We start from the raw sequence: 26110 nt of genomic DNA on the forward strand, positions 1-26110 counted from the left end.
GGGCCGGGGGTCCGGGACGTCGCTCAGGCGAACAGCGGCTGCCTGCGCAGGGCGTGCTCCACCAGGGTGATCAGCGTCTGCTTCGTCGACTGCCGGTTGCGCGCGTCGCACGGGATGATCGGCACCGACGCGTCCACCGTCAGCGCCTCCCGCACGTCCTCGACCCGGTGGTGCAGCAGGCCGTCGAAGCAGTTCACCCCGACCACGTACGGGAGGTCCCGGTCCTCGAAGAAGTCGATCGACGCGAACGCGTCCGACAACCTCCTCGTGTCGACCAGGACGACCGCTCCGATCGCGCCCTTCACCAGGTCGTCCCACATGAACCAGAAGCGGTGCTGCCCCGGCGTCCCGAACAGGTAGAGGATGAGGTCGCTGTCCAGCGACACCCGGCCGAAGTCCATGGCCACGGTGGTCGTCACCTTGTTGGGCGTGGAGGACAGGTCGTCGACCCCCACGCTGGCCTCCGTCATGACCGCCTCGGTGGTCAGCGGGACGATCTCCGACACCGAACCGACGAAGGTCGTCTTGCCGACGCCGAAACCGCCCGCCACCACGATCTTCGTCGAGGTGGTCGTCGGGGCGGTCCGGCCGGCTGGAGCTCCACCGCTCATGTTGCTCTGCTTTCCCTAGTAAGGAGGTGGGTGGTGCTCTAGTTGCGCATCGCCACGTGCAGCTGCGAGCGGATCTCCGGGGTGAGCTGGACGCCCACCCGGTCCACCAGCCTGGTCATGGCGTAGCCGATCAGGCCGATGTCGCAGTTGGGCGCGGCGAGCACGGCGAGGCAGGAGCCGTCGCTGATGGACATCAGGAACAGGTAGCCCCGCTCCATCTCCACCACGGTCTGCTTCACGTTGCCCGCCTCGAAGCAGCGCGCCGCCCCGAGGTTGAGGCTCACCAGGCCGGACGAGACGGCGGCCAGCTGCTCGGCCCGGTCGACGGGGAGGCGCTCGGAGGCGGCGAGGAGAAGGCCGTCCGCCGACACCACGATCGCGTGGGCGACACCGGCCACCCGGTTGACGAAGTCGTCGACCAGCCAACTGAAGTTCTCCAGCTCATCGGCTGCGGAGGTCACTTCTGCTCCTTGTCTGAGTTGCCGAACGACAGGCCCTCCCAGGGCAGGCTGTCATCGTCCTGGTGGTTGTCGCGGCCCATCTGCAGGCCGCGCTGGTAGGTGGCGAACCGCTGGCGCAGCCGGTCCGCGGACCTCGGGCCCTGCGCGGTGGCGACCCCGCCGGCCGAATCGGCCTGGCCGCCGGGACGCACGGTCGCCTGGGTCGCGGTGGTGGACAGCGAGCCGGGCATCAGGCGCGCCTTGGGGACGCGCTTGGGCAGGCCCGCCGTGGTGGACTCGTCGACGGAGGTCTTGAGCACCTTGCTCGCCGTCGACCAGTTGTCGTCGGAGGAGCCCCAGTCGGCCGCGGCGGCGGACACCTTGGAGGGGGCGGGCTCCCGCTTGGGCAGGCCGCCGAGCCCGCGCGCGGACGCGGTGGCCGGTTCGGGCTCGGGCTGGGCGTCCACGACCGGCTCGGCGAACACGGTCCGCTCCGCGTCCGACCCGCGCTCCGGCGCGCCGAGGTCGTGCTCCTCGGCGTGCTCGGCCCGCTCGTCGGGGAGCGCGTGCTCGCCGCGCCTCCTGCCCTCACCGCGCACCCGCGCCTCCCCGGAGTCCTCGTCGCCGCCCTGGAACCAGCGGGACAGCACGTCCTCGTAGATCGGCAGGCGCTGGGTGGACGCGTCGTCCTCCACCACCGCCGGGGCGGGGGCGGGCACGGCGCGCTGCTGCTGGTGCTGCGCGGGCGGGTAGGAGTAGTCGATGTCGCTGCCCGCGCGCGGCGGCGCGGTCTCGCTGACGGTCGCGGTGAACAGGCCCTCGGCGGACGAGTTGTGCTCGACCGGCCGGTGCGCGCCGGTGTCCTCGAACGAGTCGAACGAGGTGCCGGAGAACGAGCTGCCGGAGAACGTGGTCTCCTGCGGCGTCACCCCGTTCCGGTCGGGCTGCCCCCGGAAGGCGTGCTCGGGGGCGGCCTCGCCGAACGCGGACGGCATCTGGTCCGGGCTCCACTTGGGCAGGCCGGACAGCGCGACGGCGCCGGTCTCCTCCACCTCGGGCGGGTCGGCCAGCGCGAGGACGCCGGGGCGGCCCAGCGGCAGGCTCTGCCGACCGCCGCCGCCCTGCGGGTCCGGGCCCCGGTGCAGCAGGCCCGCGGGCAGCAGCACCTGCGCGGTGACACCGCCCTCGATGTCGTCGTTGTTGCGCAGCGACACGTGGATCTCGTGCCGCTTGGCCAGCTGGCCGACCACGTACAGGCCCATCTCGCGGGCCACCGACACGTCGACCTCGGGCGGTTCGGACAGCTTCAGGTTCGCCTCGACGACGTCCTGCTCCTGCATCCCGACGCCTCGGTCGTGGATGCGGATGGACACCTCGCCGCGCCGGGTCTCTATGGCCCGCACGGTCACCTTGGTGCTGGGCTTGGAGAACGCGGTCGCGTTGTCCAGCAGCTCGGCGATCAGGTGCGCGAGGTCGTTGACCACGCGGCCCTGGACGCGCAGGTCGGGCGCGGGCGCGATGTGCACGCGGGCGTACTTCTCGACCTCGGACACCGCGGCGCCGAGCACCTCCGTGATCGGCACCGGCCTGGTGACGCGGCGGGTGACCGTGGTGCCGGAGAGCACGAGCAGGTTCTCGCTGTTGCGGCGCATCTGGGTGGCCAGGTGGTCCAGCTCGAACAGGCTCGCCAGCTGGTCGGGGTCCTGCTCGTCCTGCTCCAGCCGGTCGATGACGGTGATCTGCCGCTCCACGAGCGCCTGGCTGCGCCGGGAGAGGTTGATGAACATGTCGTTGACGTTGGCGCGCAGCGCCACCTGCTCGACCGCGAGCCGGATGGCCTCGCGCTGGACCGCGTCGAACGCGCGGGCCACCTGGCCGACCTCCTCGGTGGTGTGGATCGGCACCGGCACCAGGGACTCCTCCGCGGCCCGCTCGGGGTCGCGGTGGGTGCGGATGCGCTTGATCGCGTCCGGGAGGCGGTTGCGGGCCACGTCGAGCGCGGTGCGGCGCAGCACCCGCAGCGGGGTCAGCATGGAGGTGGCGACGACGGCCATGAGCGCGAACGCGATGAGCAGCGCGGCGGCCACGAGCGCGGCGTCGCGCCAGGCGAGCGCGCTGGCCTCGTCGGTGAGCCGGACGACTTCCCGCTCGGCCTGGTCCTCGATGTCCAGGGACACCTGGCGCAGCAGCGCCGAGGTCTCCTCGCCCACCCGCAGGGCGTCGCCCTCGTTGAAGGAGATGGCCTTGCCGTTGTCGTTCTGCACCAGCGCGAGCGTCACCAGGCGGTTGCGGGCGTCGACGGCGCTGCCGGACACGGTGTCCTGGTAGTTCTGCCGGTTGTCCTGGCTGGCCGCGTTGGTGAAGTCGGTGATCGCGGAGTCCAGCTTGGACTGCGCGCCGCGCAGCGCGTTGGCCTGGTTGGGGCCGAACTCGGTGCGGTTCGCGGCGGAGATCAGGATCGAGTTCTGCTGGGCGAGCTGCTCCTTCGCCGTGTACAGCGCGAGGTTGGCGCCGACCAGCGGGGTGAGGTGCTCGTTGCTGAGGCTGCCGGAGGTCGCGCGGTGGACCTGGAGCAGGGTGTCGAGCACCTGTCCGTAGGCGCTGGCGACGGAGGCGTCCGGATACTGGCTCTCCAGGACGGTGTTGCGCAGCGAGTTGAGGCCGTCGAGCGACTGGATCGACTTCTGGTACGCGGTGCGCACGGTGTCGTCGATGTCGGCGGTGACCGCCCCGATGTCGAGCAGCCGCTTGACCTCGGCGTCGACCTTGCCCGATCTGGTGTTGAGCTCGCCGACGCGCGCGGTGGCGTCGGGGTTCCTCTTGCGGCCTGCCGCGACGTAGCCGACGGCCGCGTCGCGCTCTAATTGCAGCGCGTCCCCCACGGCGGCTGCCTGGGCGGATAATTGCAGCTCGCGCTGCACCTTGCCGTACAGCTCGACGTCGTCGAGCTGGGTGGTGAGCCGCAGGCCGGCGAGGGCCAGCGTGCTCATCGCGGGCACCAGGAGCACCACCACCAGCTTGTTGCGCAGCTTCCAGTTGCGCAGTCGCCACCGGGAGATGCCCCGGTCGGCGGTGGGCGTGGTCGCAGTGCCGGGCCCTGGGTCGGGCGCTCGGCCCCGAGCACCCGCGTCGAGTTGAGTTCGCTCCGGTCGTCCTTCACCGGAGGCGTGGTCGTCGTGACCGCGCACCGTCAGCACACTCCCCAGCCCCCCAGCCAGTTTGGTTGATGATGATGAGGTAGTTCCGGCCGAGTTCCTTGGAAACCCGCTGGATACTCTTGGAACGGGCGGGTTTCTCATACCGCCGTTCGGTCCAGGTCAGCGGTGGTTCCCAAGTCGATCAGCACCTCTCCCGCGCTCCGGCGGGGTCGGGGCGGGGGCTGGTCCCGCCGCCGTCACCCGTCCGGTGGACCGGGGAGGTGCGGGGAGCCCGGCGCGCGGGCTCCCCGGCGCCATCAGCCCGCCGAGCCCGACACGATCATCGGGGTCACGTCGAACTTCTCCTTGAGCAGCTGGTACGTCTGCATGAGGTCCGCGACCCGCTGCAGGCGGCTGGCCTCCAGCGAGGTCGGGTACTCGCCGAAGTGGACCAGCGTCGCGGTTTCCTTGTCGATCTTGGCGTAGTCCTGCAGGACCGGCTCCACGATGCTGCGGTCCTGGGCTTCCTTCTGCCCCTTGGCCATCGCGCGCTGGAACGCGGCGACGGTGTTGGGGTTCTTGGCGGCGAAGTCGCCGGTGGTGGCGTAGCCGCCGATCGGGATGTCCTTCGTCGGGCCGGAGGCCGCGTCGAGGACGGTGGTGAAACCGCTGCCGCGGTGCGAGCGGGCGATGAACGGCTCGACCATGAAGGCGGCGTCGACGCTCTTGTTCTTGACCGCGGCCTCCATGTCGGGGAAGCCCAGCTCCTTGAACTTGACCTTCGACGGGTCGACGTCGTTGGCCTCCAAGGTCGCCTTCGCGGTCAGCTCGGCGATGTTCTTGTAGGTGTTGATCGCGATCGTCTTGCCGTCGAGGTCCTTGGGGGACTTGATGCCCGAGTTGGAGTCGGCGACGATCACGAACATGTCGGACTTGGCCTGGTAGCCGTCCGAGATCAGCTTCAGGCCGCCCTTGTCCTTCGCGGTGCCCGCGGCCTCGGCGGCGAAGTACGACACCCAGTTGCCGAAGGTGATGTCGATGCTGCCCGCGACCAGGCCGGGGATCGCGGCCGCGCCGCCCTGGATGATGATCGGCTCGATCTCCAGGCCCTCTTCCTTGAAGTAGCCCTTCTTGATCGCGATGTGGACCGAGGCCACGTCGAGGATGTTGAGCAGGCCGAGCTTGATCTTGGACGTCTCGACCTGGCCGGGCGCGGTCGAGGTTCCGCCTTCGGACGCGGAGCCGTCCTCGGAGGAACCGCCGAGCAGGCCGCATCCGGAGACCGCGGCGAGCATGGCGAGCGCGGAGAGGCCGCCGATAATCCTTCTTGCCGAACGGCCGACTCTGAGAGTCATGGGGGACTTCTCCCGTTGGAGTGGCGAGATTGCGGGGGCATGACGCGCGGCCGTGCGGGGGTGCGGGCCCGGAGGCACTCTTCGTGATGCGAGTGGCTCACGAGCCCTCGTTCGACCGGGCATCTGAAGGTTTGATCCACTACCTTCGGTGCGCATCTTTGCACAGGCTGTCCAGAGGCAGGAGTAGGCAGTGAGCAATCAACACTCCGAATGGGCCGTACAGAGCAATGAAGCCGTGGTGGGGATCGTGGGCGCGGGGCCCGCCGGACTCACGTTGGCTAACCTCCTCCACGAAGCAGGAATTGCCTGCACAGTGCTGGAACGGGGAACGCGCGAGTACATCGAGACACGCCCGCGCGCTGGGGTTCTGGAGCACCGCGCGGTACAGATGCTGACCGAGCACGGACTCGCCGGACGGCTCCTGGAAGAAGCCGATCGACATGGCGCTTGCGAGTTCCGGGTGAACGGCGAGGCGTTCGAGGTGGACTACTCGGCGCTCTACGGCGGGCAAACGCACTACGTGTATCCGCAGCAGGACGTGGTGCGCGACCTGCTGGGCGACTACCTGGCCAGGGGCGGCGATATCCGCTTCTCGGTGTCGGACGTCGAACTGTCGGGGATCGATTCCGCGTCACCGGTGCTGTCGTGGCTCTCCGCGACCGGCGAGCGGGAGCGGCTGGAGTGCGCTTTCGTCGGCGGCGCGGACGGCTTCCACGGCGTGACCAGGAAGAGCATCCCCGAGGGGGCCGTGCAGGAGTTCACCCACCAGCACGGCATCGAGTGGCTGAGCGTGCTCGCCGAGGCCCCGCCGTCGACCCACAAGGTGATCTACGCGTTGCACCCGGACGGTTTCGCCGGGCACATGCTCCGCAATTCCACGGTTTCCCGCTACTACCTCCAGGTGCCGATCGGGGATTCGCCGGACAACTGGCCCGACGAACGGGTTTGGGCGGAGTTGCACAAGCGCTTGGCGCTGCGCGATTCCCATTGGCGGTTGACCGAGGGGCGGATCATCGAGAAGCGCGTGCTGGACATGCGCAGCCACGTCGTGGAACCCATGCGATTCGGTCGGCTCTACCTTCTCGGCGATGCCGCGCACATCATCACGCCGGTCGGCGCGAAGGGAATGAATCTCGCGCTGCACGATGCCGAGGTGCTCGCTTCCGCACTAATCGGGTACCTCCGAACGGGCGACGATTCCGGGCTGGAGGGCTACTCCGAGAAGTGCTTGCGCCGGGTCTGGCGTGCGCAGGAGTTCTCGCAGTGGATGGTTTTCATGCTGCACCGTTCGCCCGAGCCGTTCCTGAGCCGGTTGGGCCAGGCCCGGTTGGAACACCTGATCGATTCCAAGTCCTCGGTCGGGTATTTCGCGCAGAACTACGTGGGCCCCTGACGCGGGCGCCCCGCTTATCGGCTCACCCGCTTTTTGCGGCCCCGATCGGGGCCGGGTGGGCCACCCGGCGGGCACGACCGGAACGCCGGGGGACCGCATCCCCCGGCGCCCCGCGCTTTACCGGTATTGCCGGACGGCGCGACGCCGCCCCGGACCGACCCGCGACGCCCCCGTTTCCGCACCGCCCGCGCGACCCTCCGGACCCGCTTTCCCAGTTGCGGCAACGAATTCCCCGCGCCGGACCGATGCGCCCGCACCGGCGGAACCCCGTAGCGACCACCCTCCGTGACACCGGACCTTCAACCGCCCCAACGGTTTCCACCTCGAAGGGCCGATGCGACCGCACCGATCCGGAGCACGCCGGGCGATCGAATTCCCTGTCACCGCAACAACTCCAGCCCCGCGACGCGCGCACCACCCCGAGCGCCGCGCAGCGCCGCCGAACGCCCTCGCCGCCCCGCGGTGGCCGACGCGGCGCGCCAACCCCGCACAGCGCCGCTGAGCGCCCGCGCGCCGCGCTCCCGTTGCCGCACAGCACTCCCGGCCGTCCACGCACCCGGATCTCCTTGCAGCACAGCGGTCTTGATCGCCTACCCGTCCCGCTCCCCCTGCCGCGCAGCGCTGTTGACCGCCTCCCCGCGCGATCCCCCTTGCCGCACAGCGGTCTTGATCGTCCGCCCGCGCGATTCCCGTTGCCGCGCAGTGGTCTTGATCACCCCCGACGCGCGGCGCCTCGCCCCCGGACAGCGCGAAGGGCGGCCCCCGCGCCCCCGGTCACCGGACCGGACGCGCGGGAACCGCCCCGCGAACCACCCCCGTGGGGGCGAAGACCCTCGGCGCCGCCGAGAAGCCGTCAGCGCACCAGGCGCTGAGCGGCGCCCCTCTCCACCTCGGCACGCTCCTCGGCCGCCCATCTCGCGGCTTGCCCGTCCGAGGCCCGCCGACCGGGGGCCGGACGCCGGGCGGGCGAGGGCTTGCCCACGTTCAGCAGCCGCGCCACCTCCGCCCGCAGCCCCACGAACACGTCGGACTCGCGCGTGGTGATCTGGTCGCGCGGCGCGGGCAGGTCCACCCGCAGGTCCGCCACCACGGAGGCGGGCGAGGTCGACAGCACCAGCACCCGGTCGCCCAGGTACACGCTCTCGTCGATGTCGTGCGTGACCACCAGCACCGTCGTGTCGTGCTCGGTGCGGATCTTCAGCAGCAGGTCCTCCAGCTCGAACCTGGTCTGCGCGTCCACCGACGCGAACGGCTCGTCCATCAGCAGCAGGGCCGGTCGGTACGCCAGCGCCCGCGCGATCGCCACCCGCTGCTGCATCCCGCCGGACAGCTGCCACGGGTACTTGCGCCCCGCCGCCGACAGCCCGACCCACTCCAGCGCCTCGGCCGCGCGCGCCCGCCGCTTCGCCCGCCCGACCGAGCTGCGCAGCGGGAACTCCACGTTCTTCTGCACGCTCAGCCACGGGAACAGCGAGCGGCTGTAGTCCTGGAACACCACGGCCAGGTCGTCGGGCACGCCCTTGACCGCGTTGCCGTGCAGGCTCACCGCGCCCCGGCTGGGGCGCACCAGCCCGGAGATCGTCCGGAGCAGCGTGGACTTGCCGCAGCCGGAGGGCCCGACGACGCAGACCAGCTCACCGGCGCCGACGGTGAAGGAGAGGTCGTCGATCGCCGTGTGGGCGCCGTCCTTGCCCTGGTAGGTGTGGCCCAGCGCGGCCACTTCGAGCATCGCGGTCATGTCAATCCTCCACCGTCGCGGGGGTGCGCCCCTCGCGCTTGGGCTGCCAGGCGAGCGCCCGGTTCTCCAGCGCGAGGAGCACGGTGTTGAGGGTGTAGCCGAGCACGCCGAGCAGGACGATCCCCGCCCACATGCCGGGGAAGTCGAACTGCCGCTGGGCGAGCAGCAGCTGCGAGCCGATGCCGTTGTCGGTGCCGACGAGCTCGGAGACGACCATGAGCACGAGCGAGAGCGACAGGCTGACCCGGAGACCGGCGAAGATCTTCGGGGCGGCCGACGGCAGGACGACGCCGAGGACCCACTGGGCGCGCGGGATGCGGAACACCTCGGACGTGTCGGTCTTGGTGCTGTCGACGGAGCGGGCGCCGTCGACGGTGTTGAGCAGGATCGGCCACAGCACGCCGAAGACGATCGTGGCCAGCTGCATCGAGGTGCCGATGTTGAACAGCAGCAGGAACACCGGCACCAGCGCCGGTGGCGGGATGGAGCGCATGAACGTCAGCACCGGCCCGGCGTAGTCCATCGCGCGGGCGGAGCGGCCGAGGGCGAGGCCGAGCGCGACGCCGACGACGGCGGCGATGCCCCACCCGGTGAGCAGCCTGGTCAGGCTGGGCACCAGGTGCTCGAACACCACGTCGCTCAGGAACAGCGTCTCGGCGGGGCCGCTGAGCCACAGCTCGGCGGCGGCCTCCGCGATCACCGTGGGGCGCGGGAAGAACGGGTCGTCCGCGAGGAACGTGACCGCCTCCCACACCAGGACCAGGCAGCCGAAGACCACCCACCGCTGGAGGAAACCCGACAGCGCCCTCACGACCTGCCCTCCGCGAAGCCCCAGCCGACCCAGCGGCGCTGCGCGCGCTCCAGGCCCTCGTTGAGCAGGTAGCCGAGCACGCCCGCGACGACGGTGCCCGCGAGCACCAGGTCCATGCGGCCCGCGCCGCTGCGGGCGTCCATGATGAACTCGCCGATCCCCGCCGCGCCGCCCGCCAGCATCTCGACGCTGACCAGCACGACCAGGCAGGTCGTGGCGGCCAGCCGGATGCCGGTGAACACGAACGGCAGCGCGCTGGGCAGCGCCACGGAGAACAGCACGCGCACCCGGCTCGCGCCGAACACGCGGGCGGTGTCGACGAGCAGGGGGTCCAGCTCGTCGAGCGCGTAGATGGTGTTGAACAGGATCGGCCACACCGCCGCGTAGACGGCGAGGGCGATCTTCATCTCCGGGCCGAGGCCCAGCACGACGATCGCCAGGGGGATGAGCGCCACCGACGGGATGGGGCGCAGGAACTCCACCACGGCGCGCGTCGCGTGGCGCACCGACGCGACGCTGCCCAGGACCAGTCCCACCGGCACGGCGATGCCGACGGAGACCAGGACCGAGATGAGCAGCGCCAGCACGGTCGCCACGACGTCGCGCAGGAACGTCCCGTCCCCGAGCAGGGCGAGCAGTTCGACCGCCACCACGGAGGGCGGCGGCAGGTACTCCTGGGGAACCAGGCCTGATCGGCCGAAAAGCTCCCAAATGACGAGGAACCCGGCCGCACCGAGCAGTCCTCGGGTTAGCGCACGCACGCGCAACGCCTCTTCCCAGTTGATCAACCCGAGCCAACCCGGCCAATCTAGAGAGTCGAACGGGGTTGCCACAATAAGGGAGCAGAAAACTTCGCCCCCCGATCCGGTCGAGTTGACTTCGCTGCGCACTGAAGCCACCGCAAGCACAGCAGTGGGTACTACTGCGCAGGCAGGAGGCCTCTACGTCATCCGGGTGATCCCCTGGATAGCCGGGAAAACTCGCTTCTCGTCCACAGAGGACGAATTCACGATCAGTTTTCCACGTCCCCCGCCGAACGCCTCGGACAACGCGCCGCAGCCGTCCATTCCGGTCGTCGGACGAACGATTTCCTCGAACTGCTCGGCAAAACCGCGCACGCGATACCACAGCGCGGTCCACACCGGACGACCCGCCCACGCGGAGTGGATCACCCCGCGCCGGGGACCACCGACCGGATCCAGGGGGAGGCCGGGTCCCCTGGGCCGGGATCGCCCCCACCCGAACGCCCGCCCGCTCCCGACCGGGAGCGCGCCACCGCGCCCGAGCCGTCCGGCACGCTCCCACAGCCCGCGCGCGACCACCCGGATTCATTTCCGCTGAGTGGAAGTTCCCCCGCGCGGAGCAGTCGCGCACGGGGCCCGGAACGCACGCCGGGGCCGAGAAACGGCCGCGATCCGGAACGCACGCGGGGCCCCGGAACGCGCAACGGGGCCGCCCCGGCGAACCGGTGCGGCCCCGCGTCGGAGAGAGCGCTCTCGCGCGACTCCCCCGTCGACCTACATGCCCACGGCCTTGTACAGCGACCCGACCTCCTGCCGGTTCAGCACGCGCAGCGAGCCGGGCCGCTGGTTGCCCAGCCGCACCTCGCCCACGGCGGTCCGCACCAGCGTCTGCACCGGGTGCCCCACGGCCTCCAGGAGCCGCCGCACGATGTGCTTGCGCCCCTCGTGCAGCACGACCTCCACCAGCGCCCTGCCGGGCAGCGAGGAGATCAGCTTGAACGAGTCCACCTTGACCGGGCCGTCCTCCAGCTCCACGCCGGAGCGCAGCCGCTTGCCCAGGTCGCGCGGGATCGGGCCGGGCACCTCGGCCAGGTAGGTCTTGGGCACCTCGTAGGAGGGGTGCATGAGCCGGTGCGCGAGGTCGCCGTCGTTGGTCACCAGCAGCAGGCCCTCGGTGTCGGCGTCCAGCCTGCCGACGTGGAACAGCCGCTCCTTGCGGTTCACCAGCAGGTCGCCCACGCACGGCCGGTGCGCGTCGTCGTGCATGGTGGACAGCATCCCGCGCGGCTTGTTCAGCACGAGCGTGACGACGTCCTCCTGGAGCACCACGCGCACGCCGTCCACGTGCACGACCGCCTTGTCGGGGTCGATGCGGCGGCCCTGCTCGCGCACCACCTCGCCGTCCACCTGGACGCGGCCGAGCTCGATGAGCTCCTCGGCGACCCGCCGGGAGGCGATCCCCGCTTTGGCCAGCACCTTCTGGAGCCGAACGCCTTCAGAACCGGGGTCAGACATCGTCGATCGCATCCACTTCGGGCAGCAGGGGAGCGATCGGGGGCAGGTCGGTCAGCGACGCCAGCCCCAACCGCTCCAGGAACAGTTCGGTCGTCCGGTAAAGGATGCCACCCGTGTCGTTGTCGTTGCCCGCCTCGGCGATGAGCCCGCGCGCGACCAGCGTGCGGATCACCCCGTCGACGTTGACGCCGCGGACCGCCGCGACGCGCGCCCTGGTGACGGGCTGCCGGTAGGCGATCACGGCGAGCGTCTCCAGCGCTGCCCGCGTGAGCTTGGCGCGCTGCCCGTCGAGCAGCAACTTCTCCACGAATGGCGCGTGGCGGTCCCTTGTGTAGAACCGCCAGCCGTCGCCGATTCTACGCAGGTCGATGCCGCTGCCCGAGGCGGTGTAGCGCTCGGACATCCGCCGCAGGGTCGCCTTGACCCGCCGGGCGGGCTGCTCGAACACGCCCGCGAGCTGCTGCTCGTCCACCGGGCTGTCCACGACGAGCAGCACGGACTCCAGCGCGCTCTCGAACTCGGCGTCGTCGGACAGGTCCACGACCTCCGCGTCGTCGGTCCTGGGGTCGCTCACCCGTACTCCTCGTCCTCGTCGTCGTCCGGCGCCTGCGCGCGGGCCTCCTCGACGCTGCCGCCGACCCACGTGACGCTCAGCTCGCCCAGCGCCTCGGGCTGCTCGAACGCCAGCACCTTCTCCCGGTACAGCTCCAGCAGGCCCAGGAACCGCGCCACGACCTCCAGGGTGTTCTCGCAGTCCGCGACCAGCTCGGTGAACGTGGCGGTGCCCAGCTCGGCGAGCCGCTCGCGCAGCAGCGCCGCGTGCTCGCGCACCGAGATGCGGTGCTGGTGCACGTGCGCGATCGACACCGTCGGCGGCGGCTTGGGCCGGAACACCACGGCGGCGATCTCGGCGAACCGCCGGGGGTCGACGCCGAGCATCACCTCGGGCAGCAGCCCCTCGAACCGCCGCTCCAGCGCGACCGAGCGCGGGTACCGCCGCTGCGCGCCCTGCTCCAGCTCGGCGAACAGGGCCGCGACCTGCTTGTACGCCCGGTACTGGAGCAGCCGCGCGAACAGCAGGTCCCGCGCCTCCAGCAGCGCCAGGTCCTCCTCGTCCTCCACGTCGCCCTGGGGCAGCAGCCTGGCGGCCTTGAGGTCGAGCAGGGTGGCCGCGATGACCAGGAACTCGGTGGTCTCGTCCAGGTCCCAGGCGTCGCCGAGGCCCCGGAGGTGCGCGATGAAGTCGTCGGTGACCCGGTGCAGGGCGACCTCGGTCACGTCGAGCGTGTGCTGCGAGATCAGCTGCAGCAGCAGGTCGAACGGCCCCTCGAAGTTGGTGAGCCGAACCTTGAACCGCCCGTCGGCCTCCTGCTCGGCCACGGCCTGAGTGTCGGCCACGACCTCGGGGTCCGCCTGCCGATCACCGCCGGGTTCCGGGGCCGGGCCGGTCGCGGCGGCCTGGCCACCCGCGCTCGGGGCGTCCGCGCTCGGGTCGTCCGCCACCCCGTCGAGGGGTGCGTCGATGTCGGGTGCGCCGACGGCACCGGTGCCGTCGGCGGTGGCGCCGCCGCTCACCGCTCGCGCAACCTGCGCACGAGCAGCGAGTCGTCGCCGCGACCTTCGAGGTCGTCCAGCACGATCGCGATGGCCTCGCGCACCACCCGGCCCCGGTCGACCACGAGCCCGTGGCTGCCGCGCAGCACGAGCTTGGCCTGCTCCAGCGCCAGCAGCTCCTCGTCGGAGGCGTACACGGTGAACTTGGTGCTGTGCTTCTCCCGCCCGCTGCCCCGCCTGCCGCTGTCGGCGGACGGGTCGTCGGCGCCCGCCGGTTCCCCGACCGGCTCGGGCTGCGGGGGCAGCTGCGGGCGGGCGACCAGCACGACGTCGGGCTCGCCGGGGAGCGCGGTGGCAGGCTGGGACGCGACAGTCGAGCGGAAGAGCTCTGACGCGCCCGGCAAGGTGGGGCGACGGGTCACCTGGCGATCACCTCGCGCGCCAGGGCGCGGTAGGCGCGGGCGCCCGCGGAGCGCGGCGCCCACCGGGTGATCGGCTCGCCTGCGACGGTGGTCTCCGGGAACCGGACGGTCCGGTTGATCACCGTGTCGAAGACGACGTCGCCGAAGGCCTCCACCACGCGCGCCATCACCTCGCGGGAGTGCAGGGTGCGGGGGTCGTACATGGTGGCCAGTATCCCGGTGATCTCCAGCTTGGGGTTCAACCGCTCCCGGACCTTCTCGATGGTGTCGATCAGCAGCGCCACCCCGCGCAGGCTGAAGAACTCGCACTCCAGCGGGATCAGCACCCCGTCGGCGGCGGCCAGCGCGTTCACCGTGAGCAGGCCGAGCGAGGGCTGGCAGTCCACCAGCACGTAGTCGTACAGGTCCAGCACGGGCCGCAGCGTGCGCACCAGGGTGTGCTCGCGCCCCACCTCGGACACCAGCTGGATCTCCGCCGCCGACAGGTCGATGTTGCTGGGCAGCAGGTGCATGTTCTCCACCGGCGTGCCCATGATCACGTCCTGGACGCCGACGTCCCGCTCCATGATCACGTTGTAGATCGTCTGGTCGAGCTGGTGCGGGTGCACGCCCAGCCCCACCGACAGCGCGCCCTGGGGGTCGAAGTCGACCAGCAGCACCCGGCGGCCGTGCTCGGCCAGCGAGGCGCCGAGGTTGATCGCGGAGGTGGTCTTGCCCACCCCGCCCTTCTGGTTGCAGATGGCCAGGATCTTCGCGGGCCCGTGGTGGACGATCTCGGGCGGGTCGGCCACGAACCGCAGCGGCCTGCCGGTCGGCCCGATCTCGCCGACGGCCTGGTCGGGGACCTCCTCCTCGACCGGCGCGGCGTGCGGGGCCAGGCTCAGGTCGACCGATGCCTTCCGCACACCGGTGCGCGGTGGTCGCGCGGGGTGCTCCCCCTCGCCCACCTGCTCCGGTGACGACATCTCTCCCCGACTCCTAGTCCTGTCCCTGGGCGAAGCCTAAGTGCCCTGCTGGTCAGCGGCAACGCGCCTCGCCGGGCGCGCGGGAGGCCGGTTCACCCGGCCACCGGCTCCCGCTCCACCGACCCCCTGGACGCGGCGGCCAGCACCACGTCCAGCAGTCCGGGGAACAACCGGTCGAGGTCGTCGCGGCGCAACGACACCCAGCGCTGGTTGCCGCAGGCCCGCGTCCTGGTCAGCCCCGCCTCGCGCAGCACCCGCAGGTGCTGGGACAGGGTCGACTTCGCCACCCCCACGCTCAACCCCCCGCACAACCGCTCGCCCTCGGCCTCGATCTGCCGCACGACGGCGAGCCTGGTCGGGTCGCTCAGCGCGTGCAGCACCGCGCCCAGTTCGATATCGGAGCGCTCGGGCTCCGGAACCCCGGCCACGCCAACACACCCCTCCCCGATCGTGGTCACCCGGCAGACACGGTACTCGCGGCGGCCACCGCCGGGAGCCGCGCGGGCACCCCTCTCCTGAAAGGGCAACGATCCTGCGGCCCGGTGGTTCCGCGAACGCGCGTGATTCCGCGCGGGGCGGACAGGTCCGGCCCGCTCACCCGGCGGCCCTGGGGTGGGCCGTCGCGTACACCTCCCGCAGCGTGGTCACCGTGACCAGCGTGTACACCTGCGTCGTGGTCACCGAGGCGTGGCCGAGCAGCTCCTGCACGACGCGCACGTCCGCGCCGCCCTCCAGCAGGTGCGTGGCGAACGAGTGCCGCAGCGTGTGCGGGGACACCTCGGCGACGACGCCCGCCCGCTCGGCGGCGGTCTTGAGCACCTGCCACGCGCTCTGCCTGCTCAACCTCCCGCCCCTGGCGTTGAGGAACAGCGCGGGTCCGCCGCGCTTGGCCAGCACCGGCCGCGCCCGCACCAGGTACGCCTCCACGGCGGCGAGCGCGGGCCGTCCGACCGGGACGACGCGCTGCTTGCCGCCCTTGCCGTCGAGCAGCGCGGTGCGCTCGGCGGCGTCGACGTCGTCCACGTCGAGCCCGACCACCTCGGAGATGCGGGCGCCGGTGGAGTAGAGCAGTTCCAGCAGCGCGCGGTCGCGCAGCGCGGCCGGGGTGTCACCGGCGGTGTCGAGCAGCCGCAGCACGTCGTCGACCGGCAGCGCCTTCGGCAGCCTGCGCGGCGCGGCGGGCGGGCGCACGTCCTTGGCCGGGTCGCTCGCGGTGAGGCCCTCGCGGTGCGCGAAGCGGTGCAGGCCGCGCACGGCGACGAGGGTCCGCGCGGCCGACGAGGGCGCCAGGCCGCTCTCCCGCAGCCCGGCGAGGAAGTCGCCGACGACCGCCTCGGTGACCGCGTCCAGCCCGAGGCCCGAGGCCTCCAGGTGCGCCAGGTAGCGCCGCAGGTCGCGGGTGTAGGAGTCGAGGGTGTTGCGGGCGGAGCCGCGCTCGACCGCCAGGTGGTCGAGGTAGGCCGTGACCGCGTCGCCGGGCGTCACGCCGGGCCCGGTTCCCCCGCTGGGGCAACGAAGATCCGCACGTTCGCACAGTACGTCCCTCCGGGACGCCCCGCTCGGATACCGTTGCCGGTGTGTCAGAACCCCACCGCCTCCGCATCGGCACCCAGCAGCGCGAGGAAGCGATCTCCGCGCTGAACGAGCACTTCGCGGCGGGCAGGCTGGAGATAGCCGAGTACGAGCAGCGCGTGGGCGCGGCTACGGCGGCGCAGACCGTGCAGGACCTGGCCGAGCTGTTCCAGGACCTGCCGGTGCCGCACCCGCCGTTCCTGCCCCCCGCGCTCGGCTACGGCCAGCCGACCCCGCCGCCGTTCCAGGCGCACCAGACCTCGGTGCTGCCCCAGGAGCCCCCTCACGCGACGTTCGGGACGCCCATCTACGTGACGCCGCCGTACGGCGTGCCGCCGGGCGTGTACGCGCCGTACGGCCTCGACCCGGTCTCGGGCGCCCCGCTGTCGGACAAGTCCAAGATGGTCGCGGGCGTGCTCCAGGTCCTGCTGGGCTACTTCGGCGTCGGCCGCTTCTACACCGGCGACTACGGCATCGCGATCGCCCAGCTGCTGACCTGCGGCGGGTTCGGGATCTGGGCCTTCATCGACGGGATCATCCTGCTGATCGCGGGTGGCACCGACGGCAACGGCCGCAAGCTGCGCGACTGACCTCGCGAGGCGGGCGCGGCGGATCGCTCCGCCGCGCGCGGGCGCGCGCCCCGGTCCGGGACCACCCGGCTAGACGGCCCCGATCGACAGCGCGTTCCTGGCGACCACCCACAGCACGCACACCACGATCACGACGTTCCCGACCACCGGCGGCACCTGCGGGGTGGGCGCCCCGCGCAGCCGCGCGCGCAACCACCGCCCCCACAGCCACAGCGCGAACGGCACGCCCGCGACGAGCCCGACCGCGTTGAGGTGCCAGGCCGCGACGAGGTCGCCGTGCAGCAGCGCGTGCGCCATCCGCGTGGCCCCGCAGGCCGGGCACCAGATCCCGGTCAGCGCCCGCAGCGGGCACGGCGGCAACCACGACCCCGGCTGGTTCGGGTCGACGAAGAGCAGCACGGAGGCCGCCGCGCCGACCCCGCCCGCGACCGCGAGCGGCTTCCACGCCGCGACCAGGCGACCCCGCAGACCGACCCCCACCGGACCATTGTGCACCGGTGGTCCGACAGTCCCACCGGCTTAGCCCCGCGCGTGAGCACCGGCACGCCCGCCTCAGCCCGAGGGCGGGGGACCGACAACTCCCACCGCAGCAGCACGAAGGCCGGGACTTGGCAGGCGCAGTGCGAAGGCCTGGACCGGGCCGCCGCAGCCCGAGAACCGGGCACCGGTTGCCCCTCCACCACACCGCCCCAACCCGAAGGCCGAGGTCGGGCTGCCCCACCGCCAGACCGCAGCAGCACGGAGGCCGAGGGCTAGCCACCCCGCCACCACACGGCCCCAGCCTGGAGGCCGAGGGCGAGCCGCCCACCGCAGCAGCACGAAGCGCGCGAGCCTGCGGCGACCGGCACAGCGGAGGCCAGCACGGCGAAGGCCGGCACAGCGAAGGCCGGGAGCCTGAGGCCCCGGCGGGGCGACCGCCCCACCACCTCCGCGCTCCCGGCCCCGGTCGACCGGTCCCCGCCCGTCAGGCGGGCCCGCCCACTCCTACTGCTCGCTCCTGGCGGCGAACCGGCTGGGCCGGTCCTCGAACGGCGCGTCCGCGCTCCTGGGCTCGGCCCGCCCGGCGAGCACGGCCTGCGTCGCGAGCAACCCGGCCACCGCCGCGCCGTTCACGATCTCGCCGCGCAGCGCCATCGCCACGGCCTCGTCCACGGGGAACTTCCGCGCCTCCAGGTCGGCTTCCTCCTCGCCGAGCACCTGCCGGTCCACCTCGGTCAGCCCCCGCGCCAGGAACACCCGCACGACCTCGTCGGTGAACCCCGGCGAGGCGGCGACGTCGACCAGGGTGACCCAGTCGCCCGCCGTGAGCCCGACCTCCTCCACCAGCTCCCGCTCGGCCGCCGCCAGCGGCGTCTCGGAACCGGCGTCGAGCAGCCCGGCGGGCAGCTCCCAGATGCGCTTGCCCAGCGGGTGCCGGTACTGGTGGATCAGGGTGACCAGGCCGTCCTCGTCCACGGCGGCCACGGCCACCGCGCCGAGGTGCTCCACGACCTCGCGCTTGGCCGTGCCGCCGCCGGGCATGGCGACCTCGTCCACCCGCAGCGCCACGACCCGTCCCACGTGGACGTCCCGCGTGCCGACGACGTCGAACACGTGCCTGCCGCTCACCGATTCGCTCACCGCACCATCATCCACCGGACCGCCCACCCGGTCACCGCTCGCCGGGCCGCCGCTCACTGCCCGGCGCTCGCGGGCTCGGGCTCGGGCAGGGGCAGCCGGTCGGCGAGCCGGTGGTCCAGCGCGGCCTTGACGAACGCCGCGAACAGCGGGTGCGGCTTGGTCGGGCGGCTCTTGAGCTCCGGGTGCGCCTGGGTGGCCACGAAGAACGGGTGCACCTCGGCGGGCAGCTCCACGAACTCCACGAGCCTGCCGTCCGGGGACGTCCCGGAGAACACCAGACCGGCCTCGGCCAGCTGCTCCCGGTAGGCGTTGTTGACCTCGTAGCGGTGCCGGTGCCTCTCGGACACCTCGGTCGTGCCGTACGCCCGCGCCACCTGCGAACCGGGCGTCAGCGAGGCCGGGTACGCGCCCAGCCGCATCGTGCCGCCCATGTCGCGCTGCCCGGAGACCACGTCCTCCTGGTCGGCCATCGTGGAGATGACCGGCGAGCCGCCCTCCTCGAACTCGGTGGAGTTCGCGTCGGCGATCCCGGCGAGGTTCCGCGCGGTCTCGATCACCAGGCACTGCAGGCCGAGGCACAGCCCGAGCAGCGGGATGTTCCTGGTGCGGGCGTGCGTGATGGCCCCGACCTTGCCCTCGATGCCGCGCACCCCGAACCCGCCGGGGATGAGCACCGCGTCCAGCCCGGCCAGCGCGGAGGCCGCGCCCGAGGGGGTCTGGCACTCGTCGGACGGCACCCACACGACGTCGACCTTGGTGCGGTGCGCGAACCCGCCCGCGCGCAGCGCCTGCGTCACCGACAGGTAGGCGTCCGGCAGGTCGACGTACTTGCCGACCAGGCCGATCCGCACCTCCTCGGAGGGGTTGTGCACCCGGTCGAGCAGGTCGCCCCACACCGTCCAGTCGACGTCGCGGAACGGCAGCCCGAGGCGGCGCACCACGTAGGCGTCCAGGCCCTCGGCGTGCAGCACCTTGGGGATGTCGTAGATGGACGGCGAGTCCACCGCGGCCACGACGGCGTCGGTGTCCACGTCGCACATCAGGCCGATCTTGCGCTTGAGCGAGTCCGGGATCTCCCGGTCCGCCCGGCACACGATCGCGTCCGGCTGGATGCCGATGTTGCGCAGCGCGGCCACCGAGTGCTGGGTGGGCTTGGTCTTGAGCTCGCCGGACGGCGCCAGGTAGGGCACCAGCGACACGTGCAGGAAGAACACGTCGTCGCGGCCCACGTCGTGGCGCACCTGGCGGCAGGCCTCCAGGAACGGCAGCGACTCGATGTCGCCGACCGTGCCGCCGACCTCCGTGATCACCACGTCGGGCACGACGCCGTCGGCGTCCGGCTCCGCCATGGCGCGGATGCGCCGCTTGATCTCGTCCGTGATGTGCGGGATGACCTGGACCGTGTCGCCCAGGTACTCGCCGCGCCGCTCCTTGGCGATGACCTCGGAGTACACCTGCCCGGTGGTGACGTTGGCGTCCCCGGACAGGTCACGCGCGAGGAACCGCTCGTAGTGCCCGATGTCCAGGTCGGTCTCGGCGCCGTCCTCGGTGACGAACACCTCGCCGTGCTGGAACGGGTTCATCGTGCCGGGGTCGACGTTGAGGTAGGGGTCGAGCTTCTGCATGGTGACCCGGAGCCCACGGGAGGTGAGCAACTGCCCCAGGCTCGACGCGGTCAACCCCTTGCCGAGCGAGGAGGCCACACCCCCGGTGACGAAAACGTGCTTGGTAGTGCGTGCCTGAAGCGCCAACGAGGCTCCCGTGGTCCGAATTTCCAGCAGGGACGACGCCCTGTCCACGGGCCCTAACGCTAACACGCCGCCGGTCACCCAGCGCACCACCGGCCCGCGCGCGCGTCACCTGGACGGCCTAGGAGGGCGCGCGGGCGCCACCGCCCTGACCAGCGAGCGCACCGAGCGCGCACCCCGTCGCGGACGGTGACGACCAACCGGGACGACCGACCGGGCCCGGCCGCTTCCGTCAACCGGTCCCGCCGACCGGTCCTCCGCACCGCCCTCCGCGCCGCCCCCTAAGCCGTCCCCGGCGAGGGCGCCTGGGCGTTCCCGGCGACCCCGTACCGCCCCGATCCCCCGTCGACCTGCTCCCGCAGCGCCAGCACGGTCACCACCCGCCCGGCCGCGCTGTCCGCGTTGTCCACCGTCGACAGCACCGACGCGGCGGCCTGGTCGGCCCGCACCACCCCGATGGGCCCGCGCCCCTCGGCGCTCCCCCCGCGCCCGGCGAGCACCACCCCGGCCCCCGACCGGTCCAGCTGGGTGGCGAACCGCGCCACGGTCGCGGCCCGGTCCCCCGAGTCCTCCCCGTCGTCCACGACCCCGCCGCTCAGCACCACGGCCAACTGCGCGGGCCGGGCGTTCTCCGCGACCTTCACGAACCCGGCGCTCCCCAGCGCGCTCAGCGCCGAGGCCCGCTCCTCGTCCGTGGCCTGCGCCTTGTTCTCCCCGTCGAGCAGCAGCAGCGTCCCGATCAGCGCCCCGGCCCGCGTGCCGGGGTCGGCCCCGGCGGGCAGCTCGGCCCCGGAGGGCTGCGAGCGCGCGACCAGGTCGCGCAACCGGTCGGCCTGCAGGGGGTCGGTGAACGCGTCGGTCAGCTCCACCTGGGCCGTGACCAGCGCCCCGGCCGACCCGAGCAGCTCCACCAGCGCCTCCCGGTCACCGGAGTGCGCGTCCGAGGTGGACACCACCAGCACGGTCCGGTCGGTCAGCTGCCCCCGGACCGCCATGGGCCCGATGGAGCTGGCGAACCGGTCGGCCTCGGCCAGCTTCGCGTCGAGCCCGTTGCGCTCCTGCTCCAGCCGGGTGACCCGCTGCCCGAGCTGCCCGTTGTCCTCGGCGAGCCCGGACAGCAGCGGCCCGCTCAGCGCCGTGGACCCCAGCACCACCCCGACCGCCAGCGCCAGGAACGCGGCGGCCAGCGACACCACGTGGTAACGCATGGTGATCACCCGAACAACCCCCCGACCCACCGCGCCAGCGCCGCGATCCCGTCGCCCGCCGCGTCCAGGTGCACCTGCCCCACCCCGGACGCGGCCAGCGCCACCAGCAGCACCAGCACCGCCGACCCCACCAGCAGCGCGACCGCCCCGGTGGACACCCGGCTGCGGTGCAGCGCGGCGACCGCCTCGCCCTCGACCAGCTTCCCGCCGAGCTTGAGCCTGGTCAGGAAGGTCGACGGGTTGGACCCGGAGTGCCCCCGGTCGAGGAACTCCCGCAGCCCGGCGCGCAGCCCCACGGTCACCACCAGGCTCGCCCCGTGCGCCTCGGCGAGCAGCAGCGCGAGGTCCTCCGCGTTGCCCGCCGCCGGGAACGTCACCGCCCCCACGCCGAGATCCTGCACCCGGTCCAGCCCCGGCGCGTGCCCGTCGGCCTGCGCGGGCACCACGACCTGCTCGCACGCCCGCAGCGCCACCGCCCCGATCGCGGCCGGGTCCCCGACGATCACGTCCGGCTCGTACCCCGCGTCGCACAGCGTGTCCGCGCCCTGCTCCACCCCGACCAGCACCGGCCGGTGCTCCCGCACGTACTTGCGCAACCGCCGCAGCTCCTCGGCGTGCCGGGGCCCGCCCGCCACCACCAGCACCTGCCGGTCGCGCATCCGCACCGGCACGTCCGGCACGCCGACGCCGTCCAGGATCAGGTCCCGCTCCCGGCGCAGGAACTCGATCGTGTTCGCCGAGAACGCCTCCAGCTGCGCGGACATCCCCTCGCGCGCCTCGACCAGCGCGTCGGCCACGGACGCCTCGGTCTGCTCGACGCCGCGCGCGACCTCCCGGTCGCCGAGGTAGACCACGCCCCCGTGCAGCCGCAGCCGCATCCCGTCCTTGATCTCCCGCAGCGCGGCGGCGCCCACGTCGTCCACCAGCGCGATCCCGGACGCCACCAGCAGCTCGGGCCCGAGGTTCGGGTACCGCCCGGAGATCGACGGGGAGGCGTTGACCACCCCGACGACCTCGGCGGCCAGCAGCGCCTCGGCGAGCCTGCGGTCGATGTCGACCTGGTCGAGCACCGCGATGTCGCCGGGCCCGAGCCGCCGCAGCAGCTCGGAGGCCCTGCGGTCGACCCGCGCGACACCGGAGGTCCCCTGGGGTTCGTGCTGCGCTCGGCTGAGCATCCCGGACAGCTTCATGCGGCCGATGGTGGCAAAGCCGACCGGGCCGCCGTCCCGACACGCCGGGCCCGTCCGACCAGGTCACCGCCCGATTCACCCCCCAGCCTGACCGTCACCCGACGAAGGAGTGACCAACCCACCCGACCGTGGGGTCCACCTTCACCCCCCAGCGCCGGAGGCGGGCCACCGGTCCGGGTGCAGCGGGTCGTCGTCGAACCCGCTGATGTCGTGCACCACGACCCCGTCGTCCTCGGCGGGGTCGTGGTGGCGCAGGACCGCCCCTGCGGGCCGGTAGTCGGGGACGGGCCGCCGCTGCGACAGCGCGGCGCCCGCCAGCGCCACCACCACCGCCGCGCACAGCACCCAGAACCCGGTGCCGTACCCCTGCGTCGCGGTCGGGTCCGGCATGACGCCGGGGATCTCGCCCCTGGCGAAGATCGTGGGCAGTTTCCCGCCCACCGACCACACCAGCCCCAGCAGCCCGCCCGCGCCGAGCAGCGCCAGCAGCCTGCCCACGGCCCGGCCGCGCGCCAGCAGCGCCACCGCCACCAGCAGCACCACCGCGAGCGCCACGAGCCAGCCCCCCGGCGCGTAGCCGGTCACGTCCGAGACGTCGGGCGCCTCGTCCGCCAGCCAGGTGCGCCTGGTGCTGGCGAACGCCCACACCGAGGTCGCCTCGTGGTAATCACCCCCGTGCACGCTCAGGTCGGGGCGCTCCCAGTGCAGCTCGGTGACCAGCCCACCGCCCACCAGCACCGCGCCCAGCGCCACCAGCGCCGCCCCCACCCGGTCCCGCGCCCCGACGCCGACGCGGGTGGGCGGCGCGGCCCGGTGCAGGGGCACGAGGGCGACGAGCGCCACCACGACCGCCGCGCACAGCGCCCAGAACCCCGGTTCGGGCGACACGGTGGTGTCGGTGATCGAGAACCCCTGCCCCGGCTCGTCGCTCGCCAGGCGCTCGGTCAGGCGCCGGGCGGCGGCCTCGGCGCGGGTGACCTCCCCCGAGTAGGCCGCGACCACCCCGGCGACCACGCCCACCAGCACACCAACCCCGACCGTCCCGACGAGCCGCCCCAGCCAGGCCCCACGCGCCACGAGCACCGCCGCCAGCAGGAGCAGCGCCACCGCGCACAGCACCGGGACGCCCAGCAGCGGGCCGGGCACGGGGAACGCGGCGTTGACCGGCCCGTATTCGATCTGCTGCTCCAACGCGGCCACACGGGTCTCGGTCCAGTTCTGCACCTCGTCGCCGCGCAAGTCGTCCGTGCGCACCCGGTAGAGCAGCGGCAGCAGCCCGACGGCGGCGACCGCGCCCGCGAGCCCGCACAGCCAGGGCACTCCCCGGCCGGTGACACCCCGTAATCCCATGACGACATGATGCCGCTGCCGGTTGCCCGCCGACAGCGCCCCGACGCGCACGTGCCACCGCCGAACAGCGTCACCGCAGGCCCACGTCCGCCCCACCCACGTCCACGACGCGCACGACCACGACGCGCACGACCACGCCGGTGGGCCGTGGCCACCTCACGGGCCACTGTTCCACCGCTCCCGCGCCGACCCCGGCCGCGTTCCCGCGCAGCACCAGCAGTGCCGCCACCGCCCCCGACCGCCGAAGCGCCCCACCTCCCGCCGCCCCACAACGACGACGGGCCCGCCGGGAAGATCCCCGACGAGCCCGCGCGCGTTCCACCACGACGACCGACCGCCTCCCGGCGACGGCCCCGCAGCGCCAGGATCAGCCCTTCCGACGCCCCCGCCGCACCACGGCGGTCTCCTTGTCGGCCTTCGCCGCCGCCAGCAGCTCCTCCGCGTGCGCCCGCCCGGTGTCCGTCGAGTCCATGCCCGCCAGCATCCGGGCCAGCTCCACGACCCGCTGCCCCTCGTCCAGCACCCGCACCCCGCTCCGGGTCAGGATCCCGTCGGCGGTCTTGTCCACCACCAGGTGCCGGTCCGCGAACGCCGCGACCTGCGGCAGGTGCGTGACCACGATGACCTGGTGGCTGCGCGCCAACCTGGCCAGCCGCCGCCCCACCTCGACCGCCGCCCGACCGCCGACGCCCGCGTCGACCTCGTCGAACACCAGCGTGGGCACCGGGTCCGAGTGCGACAGCACGACCTCCAGCGCCAGCATCACCCGCGACAGCTCACCGCCGGACGCGCCCTTGTGCACCGGCAGCGCGGGCGCGCCGGGGTGCGAGATCAGCCGCAGCTCCACCTCGTCCACGCCGGACGCCCCGGCGTGCAGCAGCTGCCCGCCGACCTCCAGCGCGTTCACCTCGCCCTGGTCCGCGAGCCGGGGCCGCACCGCGACCTCCACGTTCGCGTGCGGCATCGCCAGCCCGGTCAGCTCCTCGGACACCTCGCGGCCCAGCTCCAGCGCCGCCTCGGCGCGCGCCGCCGTGATCTGCTCGGCGTACCCGGCCAGCTCGACGCCCAGCTCGTCCCGCCGCGCCGCCAGCGCCGCCAGCGCCTCGTCGGAGGTGTCCAGACCGGACAGCCGCGACGACGCGTTCTCCGCCCACGCGATCACGCCGTCCACGTCGGCCGCGTACTTGCGGGTCAGCATCTTCAGCTCGGACTGCCGCGCCAGCACCTGCTCCAGCCGCGCCGGGTCCGCGTCCAGGTGCTCCAGGTAGGACGCGATCTCCGCGCCCACGTCGGCCAGCAGCGTCTCCGCCTCCACCAGCCGGGGCTCCAGCTCGCGCAGCTTCGGGTCGTCGGAGGTGCCCAGCCGCCGCCGCGCCTCGCCGATCAGCCCGAGCGCGCCGGGGTTGTCCGGGTCCCCGTCGGGCGACCCGGCCACCGCGTACTGCGCGCCCGCCGCCGACTCGCGCAGCTGGTCGGCGTCGGCGAGCCTGCGCGCCTCGTCCACCAGCTCGGCGTCCTCACCGGGCTTCGGGTCGACGGCGGTGATCTCCGCCAGCCCGTGCCGCAGCAGCTCCGCCTCGCGCGCCAGCTCCCGCGAGCTGCGCGTGCGGTCCCGCAGCTCGGTCGCGACCCGCAGCCACTCGTCCCGCACCCGCTGGTAGGCGCCCAGCGGCCCGGCGACCTCGTCACCGGCGAACCGGTCGAGCACCGAGCGCTGCTCGGCGGACCGCAGCAGCCGCAGCTGGTCGTTCTGCCCGTGCACGGCCAGCAGCTGCTCGGCCAGCTCGGACAGCACGCCCACCGGCACCGAGCGACCGCCCAGGTGCGCGCGGGACCTGCCGTCCGCGCCGACGGTCCGCACCGCGATCACGGAACCGTCGTCGTCGGGTTCGCCGCCGACCTCCTCGGCGACCTTCGCCGCGGGGCTCCCCGCTGGGGCCTGGAACCGGCCCTCGACGACCGCGCGTTCGGCGCCGTTGCGCACGCGCGACGCCTCAGCCCGGCCGCCACCCAGCAGGTGGAGCCCGGTCACGACCATCGTCTTGCCCGCCCCGGTCTCCCCGGTGACAACGGTGAAACCCTCGGCGAGTTCAAGGGTGGCCTCGTCGATCACACCGAGGCCCTGGATGCGCATCTCGGCCAGCACAG

At 73.0% G+C, this 26110-nt stretch carries 24 protein-coding genes; 2 read left to right on the forward strand and 22 right to left on the reverse strand.

What is annotated here, in order from left to right; genetic code table 11:
- Positions 1 to 23: 23 nt before the first annotated feature.
- The 4 genes from LV78_RS32200 to LV78_RS32215 form a co-directional block, all read right to left on the reverse strand.
- Positions 24 to 611, reverse strand: a complete 588-nt coding sequence (locus LV78_RS32200) for a GTP-binding protein (RefSeq protein ID WP_015804120.1) — start codon at positions 609 to 611, stop codon at positions 24 to 26.
- Positions 612 to 649: 38 nt separating this feature from the next.
- Positions 650 to 1072: a roadblock/LC7 domain-containing protein gene (locus tag LV78_RS32205; RefSeq protein ID WP_015804121.1), complete on the reverse strand. Its 423-nt coding sequence runs from the start codon at positions 1070 to 1072 to the stop codon at positions 650 to 652.
- On the reverse strand, positions 1069 to 4239 hold the full coding sequence (locus tag LV78_RS32210) for a sensor histidine kinase (RefSeq protein WP_253849792.1): 3171 nt from the start codon (positions 4237 to 4239) through the stop codon (positions 1069 to 1071). Before LV78_RS32210 ends, LV78_RS32205 begins: the two co-directional genes overlap by 4 nt.
- A gap of 266 nt (positions 4240 to 4505) precedes the next feature.
- Positions 4506 to 5543 (reverse strand): ABC transporter substrate-binding protein, encoded by a 1038-nt coding sequence (locus tag LV78_RS32215; protein ID WP_253849793.1) that lies wholly within the window; start codon positions 5541 to 5543, stop codon positions 4506 to 4508.
- 190 nt (positions 5544 to 5733) lie between these two features.
- On the opposite strand from LV78_RS32215, the gene LV78_RS32220 reads away from it, so the two are divergent.
- Positions 5734 to 6936 (forward strand): 4-hydroxybenzoate 3-monooxygenase, encoded by a 1203-nt coding sequence (locus tag LV78_RS32220; RefSeq protein ID WP_253849794.1) that lies wholly within the window; start codon positions 5734 to 5736, stop codon positions 6934 to 6936.
- 853 nt (positions 6937 to 7789) lie between these two features.
- Here the strand turns inward: LV78_RS32220 and LV78_RS32225 are convergent.
- From LV78_RS32225 to xerD, 11 genes are all read right to left on the reverse strand, one after another.
- Positions 7790 to 8674 (reverse strand): ABC transporter ATP-binding protein, encoded by an 885-nt coding sequence (locus LV78_RS32225; RefSeq protein ID WP_253849795.1) that lies wholly within the window; start codon positions 8672 to 8674, stop codon positions 7790 to 7792.
- Position 8675: 1 nt separating this feature from the next.
- Complete coding sequence (locus LV78_RS32230; RefSeq protein ID WP_253849796.1) at positions 8676 to 9485, reverse strand: ABC transporter permease; 810 nt, start codon at positions 9483 to 9485, stop codon at positions 8676 to 8678.
- Positions 9482 to 10246 carry an ABC transporter permease gene (locus tag LV78_RS32235; protein ID WP_253849821.1) on the reverse strand — a complete coding sequence of 255 codons (765 nt, stop codon included), beginning with the start codon at positions 10244 to 10246 and terminating at the stop codon, positions 9482 to 9484. Before LV78_RS32235 ends, LV78_RS32230 begins: the two co-directional genes overlap by 4 nt.
- A gap of 180 nt (positions 10247 to 10426) precedes the next feature.
- Complete coding sequence (locus LV78_RS32240) at positions 10427 to 10627, reverse strand: hypothetical protein (RefSeq protein ID WP_253849797.1); 201 nt, start codon at positions 10625 to 10627, stop codon at positions 10427 to 10429.
- Between the two features lie 375 nt (positions 10628 to 11002).
- Positions 11003 to 11755 carry a pseudouridine synthase gene (locus tag LV78_RS32245; RefSeq protein WP_096496264.1) on the reverse strand — a complete coding sequence of 251 codons (753 nt, stop codon included), beginning with the start codon at positions 11753 to 11755 and terminating at the stop codon, positions 11003 to 11005.
- Positions 11736 to 12386 (reverse strand): SMC-Scp complex subunit ScpB, encoded by a 651-nt coding sequence (gene scpB, locus LV78_RS32250; protein WP_253849798.1) that lies wholly within the window; start codon positions 12384 to 12386, stop codon positions 11736 to 11738. The genes LV78_RS32245 and scpB overlap by 20 nt, the downstream gene beginning before the upstream one ends.
- Positions 12314 to 13141, reverse strand: a complete 828-nt coding sequence (locus LV78_RS32255; protein ID WP_253849822.1) for a segregation and condensation protein A — start codon at positions 13139 to 13141, stop codon at positions 12314 to 12316. Before LV78_RS32255 ends, scpB begins: the two co-directional genes overlap by 73 nt.
- Before the next feature lie 173 nt (positions 13142 to 13314).
- The gene (locus LV78_RS32260; RefSeq protein WP_253849799.1) at positions 13315 to 13719 is read right to left on the reverse strand and encodes a hypothetical protein; all 405 of its coding nucleotides are present in this window, start codon (positions 13717 to 13719) and stop codon (positions 13315 to 13317) included.
- Entirely contained in the window at positions 13716 to 14684 is a 969-nt protein-coding gene (locus LV78_RS32265) for a ParA family protein (RefSeq protein WP_253849800.1), read from the reverse strand. Before LV78_RS32265 ends, LV78_RS32260 begins: the two co-directional genes overlap by 4 nt.
- Before the next feature lie 92 nt (positions 14685 to 14776).
- Positions 14777 to 15112, reverse strand: coding sequence for an ArsR/SmtB family transcription factor (locus LV78_RS32270; protein ID WP_253849801.1), 336 nt, complete (start codon positions 15110 to 15112; stop codon positions 14777 to 14779).
- A 166-nt stretch (positions 15113 to 15278) separates the two neighbouring features.
- Positions 15279 to 16169, reverse strand: coding sequence for a site-specific tyrosine recombinase XerD (gene xerD / locus LV78_RS32275; RefSeq protein WP_253849802.1), 891 nt, complete (start codon positions 16167 to 16169; stop codon positions 15279 to 15281).
- 92 nt (positions 16170 to 16261) lie between these two features.
- On the opposite strand from xerD, the gene LV78_RS32280 reads away from it, so the two are divergent.
- On the forward strand, positions 16262 to 16846 hold the full coding sequence (locus LV78_RS32280; protein WP_253849803.1) for a DUF1707 domain-containing protein: 585 nt from the start codon (positions 16262 to 16264) through the stop codon (positions 16844 to 16846).
- A gap of 69 nt (positions 16847 to 16915) precedes the next feature.
- Here the strand turns inward: LV78_RS32280 and LV78_RS32285 are convergent, their stop codons facing one another.
- From LV78_RS32285 to recN, 7 genes are all read right to left on the reverse strand, one after another.
- Positions 16916 to 17326 carry a DUF2752 domain-containing protein gene (locus tag LV78_RS32285; RefSeq protein WP_253849804.1) on the reverse strand — a complete coding sequence of 137 codons (411 nt, stop codon included), beginning with the start codon at positions 17324 to 17326 and terminating at the stop codon, positions 16916 to 16918.
- Positions 17327 to 17830: 504 nt separating this feature from the next.
- Positions 17831 to 18466, reverse strand: coding sequence for an NUDIX domain-containing protein (locus LV78_RS32290; protein ID WP_253849805.1), 636 nt, complete (start codon positions 18464 to 18466; stop codon positions 17831 to 17833).
- A gap of 53 nt (positions 18467 to 18519) precedes the next feature.
- On the reverse strand, positions 18520 to 20217 hold the full coding sequence (pyrG, locus tag LV78_RS32295) for a CTP synthase (RefSeq protein WP_253849806.1): 1698 nt from the start codon (positions 20215 to 20217) through the stop codon (positions 18520 to 18522).
- A 278-nt stretch (positions 20218 to 20495) separates the two neighbouring features.
- Positions 20496 to 21431: a copper transporter gene (locus LV78_RS32300; protein WP_253849807.1), complete on the reverse strand. Its 936-nt coding sequence runs from the start codon at positions 21429 to 21431 to the stop codon at positions 20496 to 20498.
- The gene (steA, locus tag LV78_RS32305; RefSeq protein ID WP_253849808.1) at positions 21428 to 22612 is read right to left on the reverse strand and encodes a putative cytokinetic ring protein SteA; all 1185 of its coding nucleotides are present in this window, start codon (positions 22610 to 22612) and stop codon (positions 21428 to 21430) included. Before steA ends, LV78_RS32300 begins: the two co-directional genes overlap by 4 nt.
- A 141-nt stretch (positions 22613 to 22753) precedes the next feature.
- Positions 22754 to 23962, reverse strand: a complete 1209-nt coding sequence (locus tag LV78_RS32310) for a hypothetical protein (RefSeq protein ID WP_143760912.1) — start codon at positions 23960 to 23962, stop codon at positions 22754 to 22756.
- 367 nt (positions 23963 to 24329) lie between these two features.
- Complete coding sequence (recN, locus tag LV78_RS32315) at positions 24330 to 26108, reverse strand: DNA repair protein RecN (protein ID WP_253849809.1); 1779 nt, start codon at positions 26106 to 26108, stop codon at positions 24330 to 24332.
- Positions 26109 to 26110 lie beyond the last annotated feature (2 nt).

Source organism: Actinosynnema pretiosum, assembly GCF_024171695.1.
Taxonomy (GTDB): Bacteria; Actinomycetota; Actinomycetes; order Mycobacteriales; family Pseudonocardiaceae; genus Actinosynnema; species Actinosynnema pretiosum.

What these genes read in the sequence shown, in the direction of transcription:
- LV78_RS32310 (WP_143760912.1), bottom strand. Translation starts at nt 23,962, where the DNA reads ATGGGATTACGGGGTGTCACCGGCCGGGGAGTGCCCTGGCTGTGCGGG.
- LV78_RS32200 (WP_015804120.1), bottom strand. Translation starts at nt 611, where the DNA reads ATGAGCGGTGGAGCTCCAGCCGGCCGGACCGCCCCGACGACCACCTCG.
- LV78_RS32215 (WP_253849793.1), bottom strand. Translation starts at nt 5,543, where the DNA reads ATGACTCTCAGAGTCGGCCGTTCGGCAAGAAGGATTATCGGCGGCCTC.
- LV78_RS32265 (WP_253849800.1), bottom strand. Translation starts at nt 14,684, where the DNA reads ATGTCGTCACCGGAGCAGGTGGGCGAGGGGGAGCACCCCGCGCGACCA.
- LV78_RS32245 (WP_096496264.1), bottom strand. Translation starts at nt 11,755, where the DNA reads ATGCGATCGACGATGTCTGACCCCGGTTCTGAAGGCGTTCGGCTCCAG.
- steA (WP_253849808.1), bottom strand. Translation starts at nt 22,612, where the DNA reads ATGAAGCTGTCCGGGATGCTCAGCCGAGCGCAGCACGAACCCCAGGGG.
- LV78_RS32225 (WP_253849795.1), bottom strand. Translation starts at nt 8,674, where the DNA reads ATGACCGCGATGCTCGAAGTGGCCGCGCTGGGCCACACCTACCAGGGC.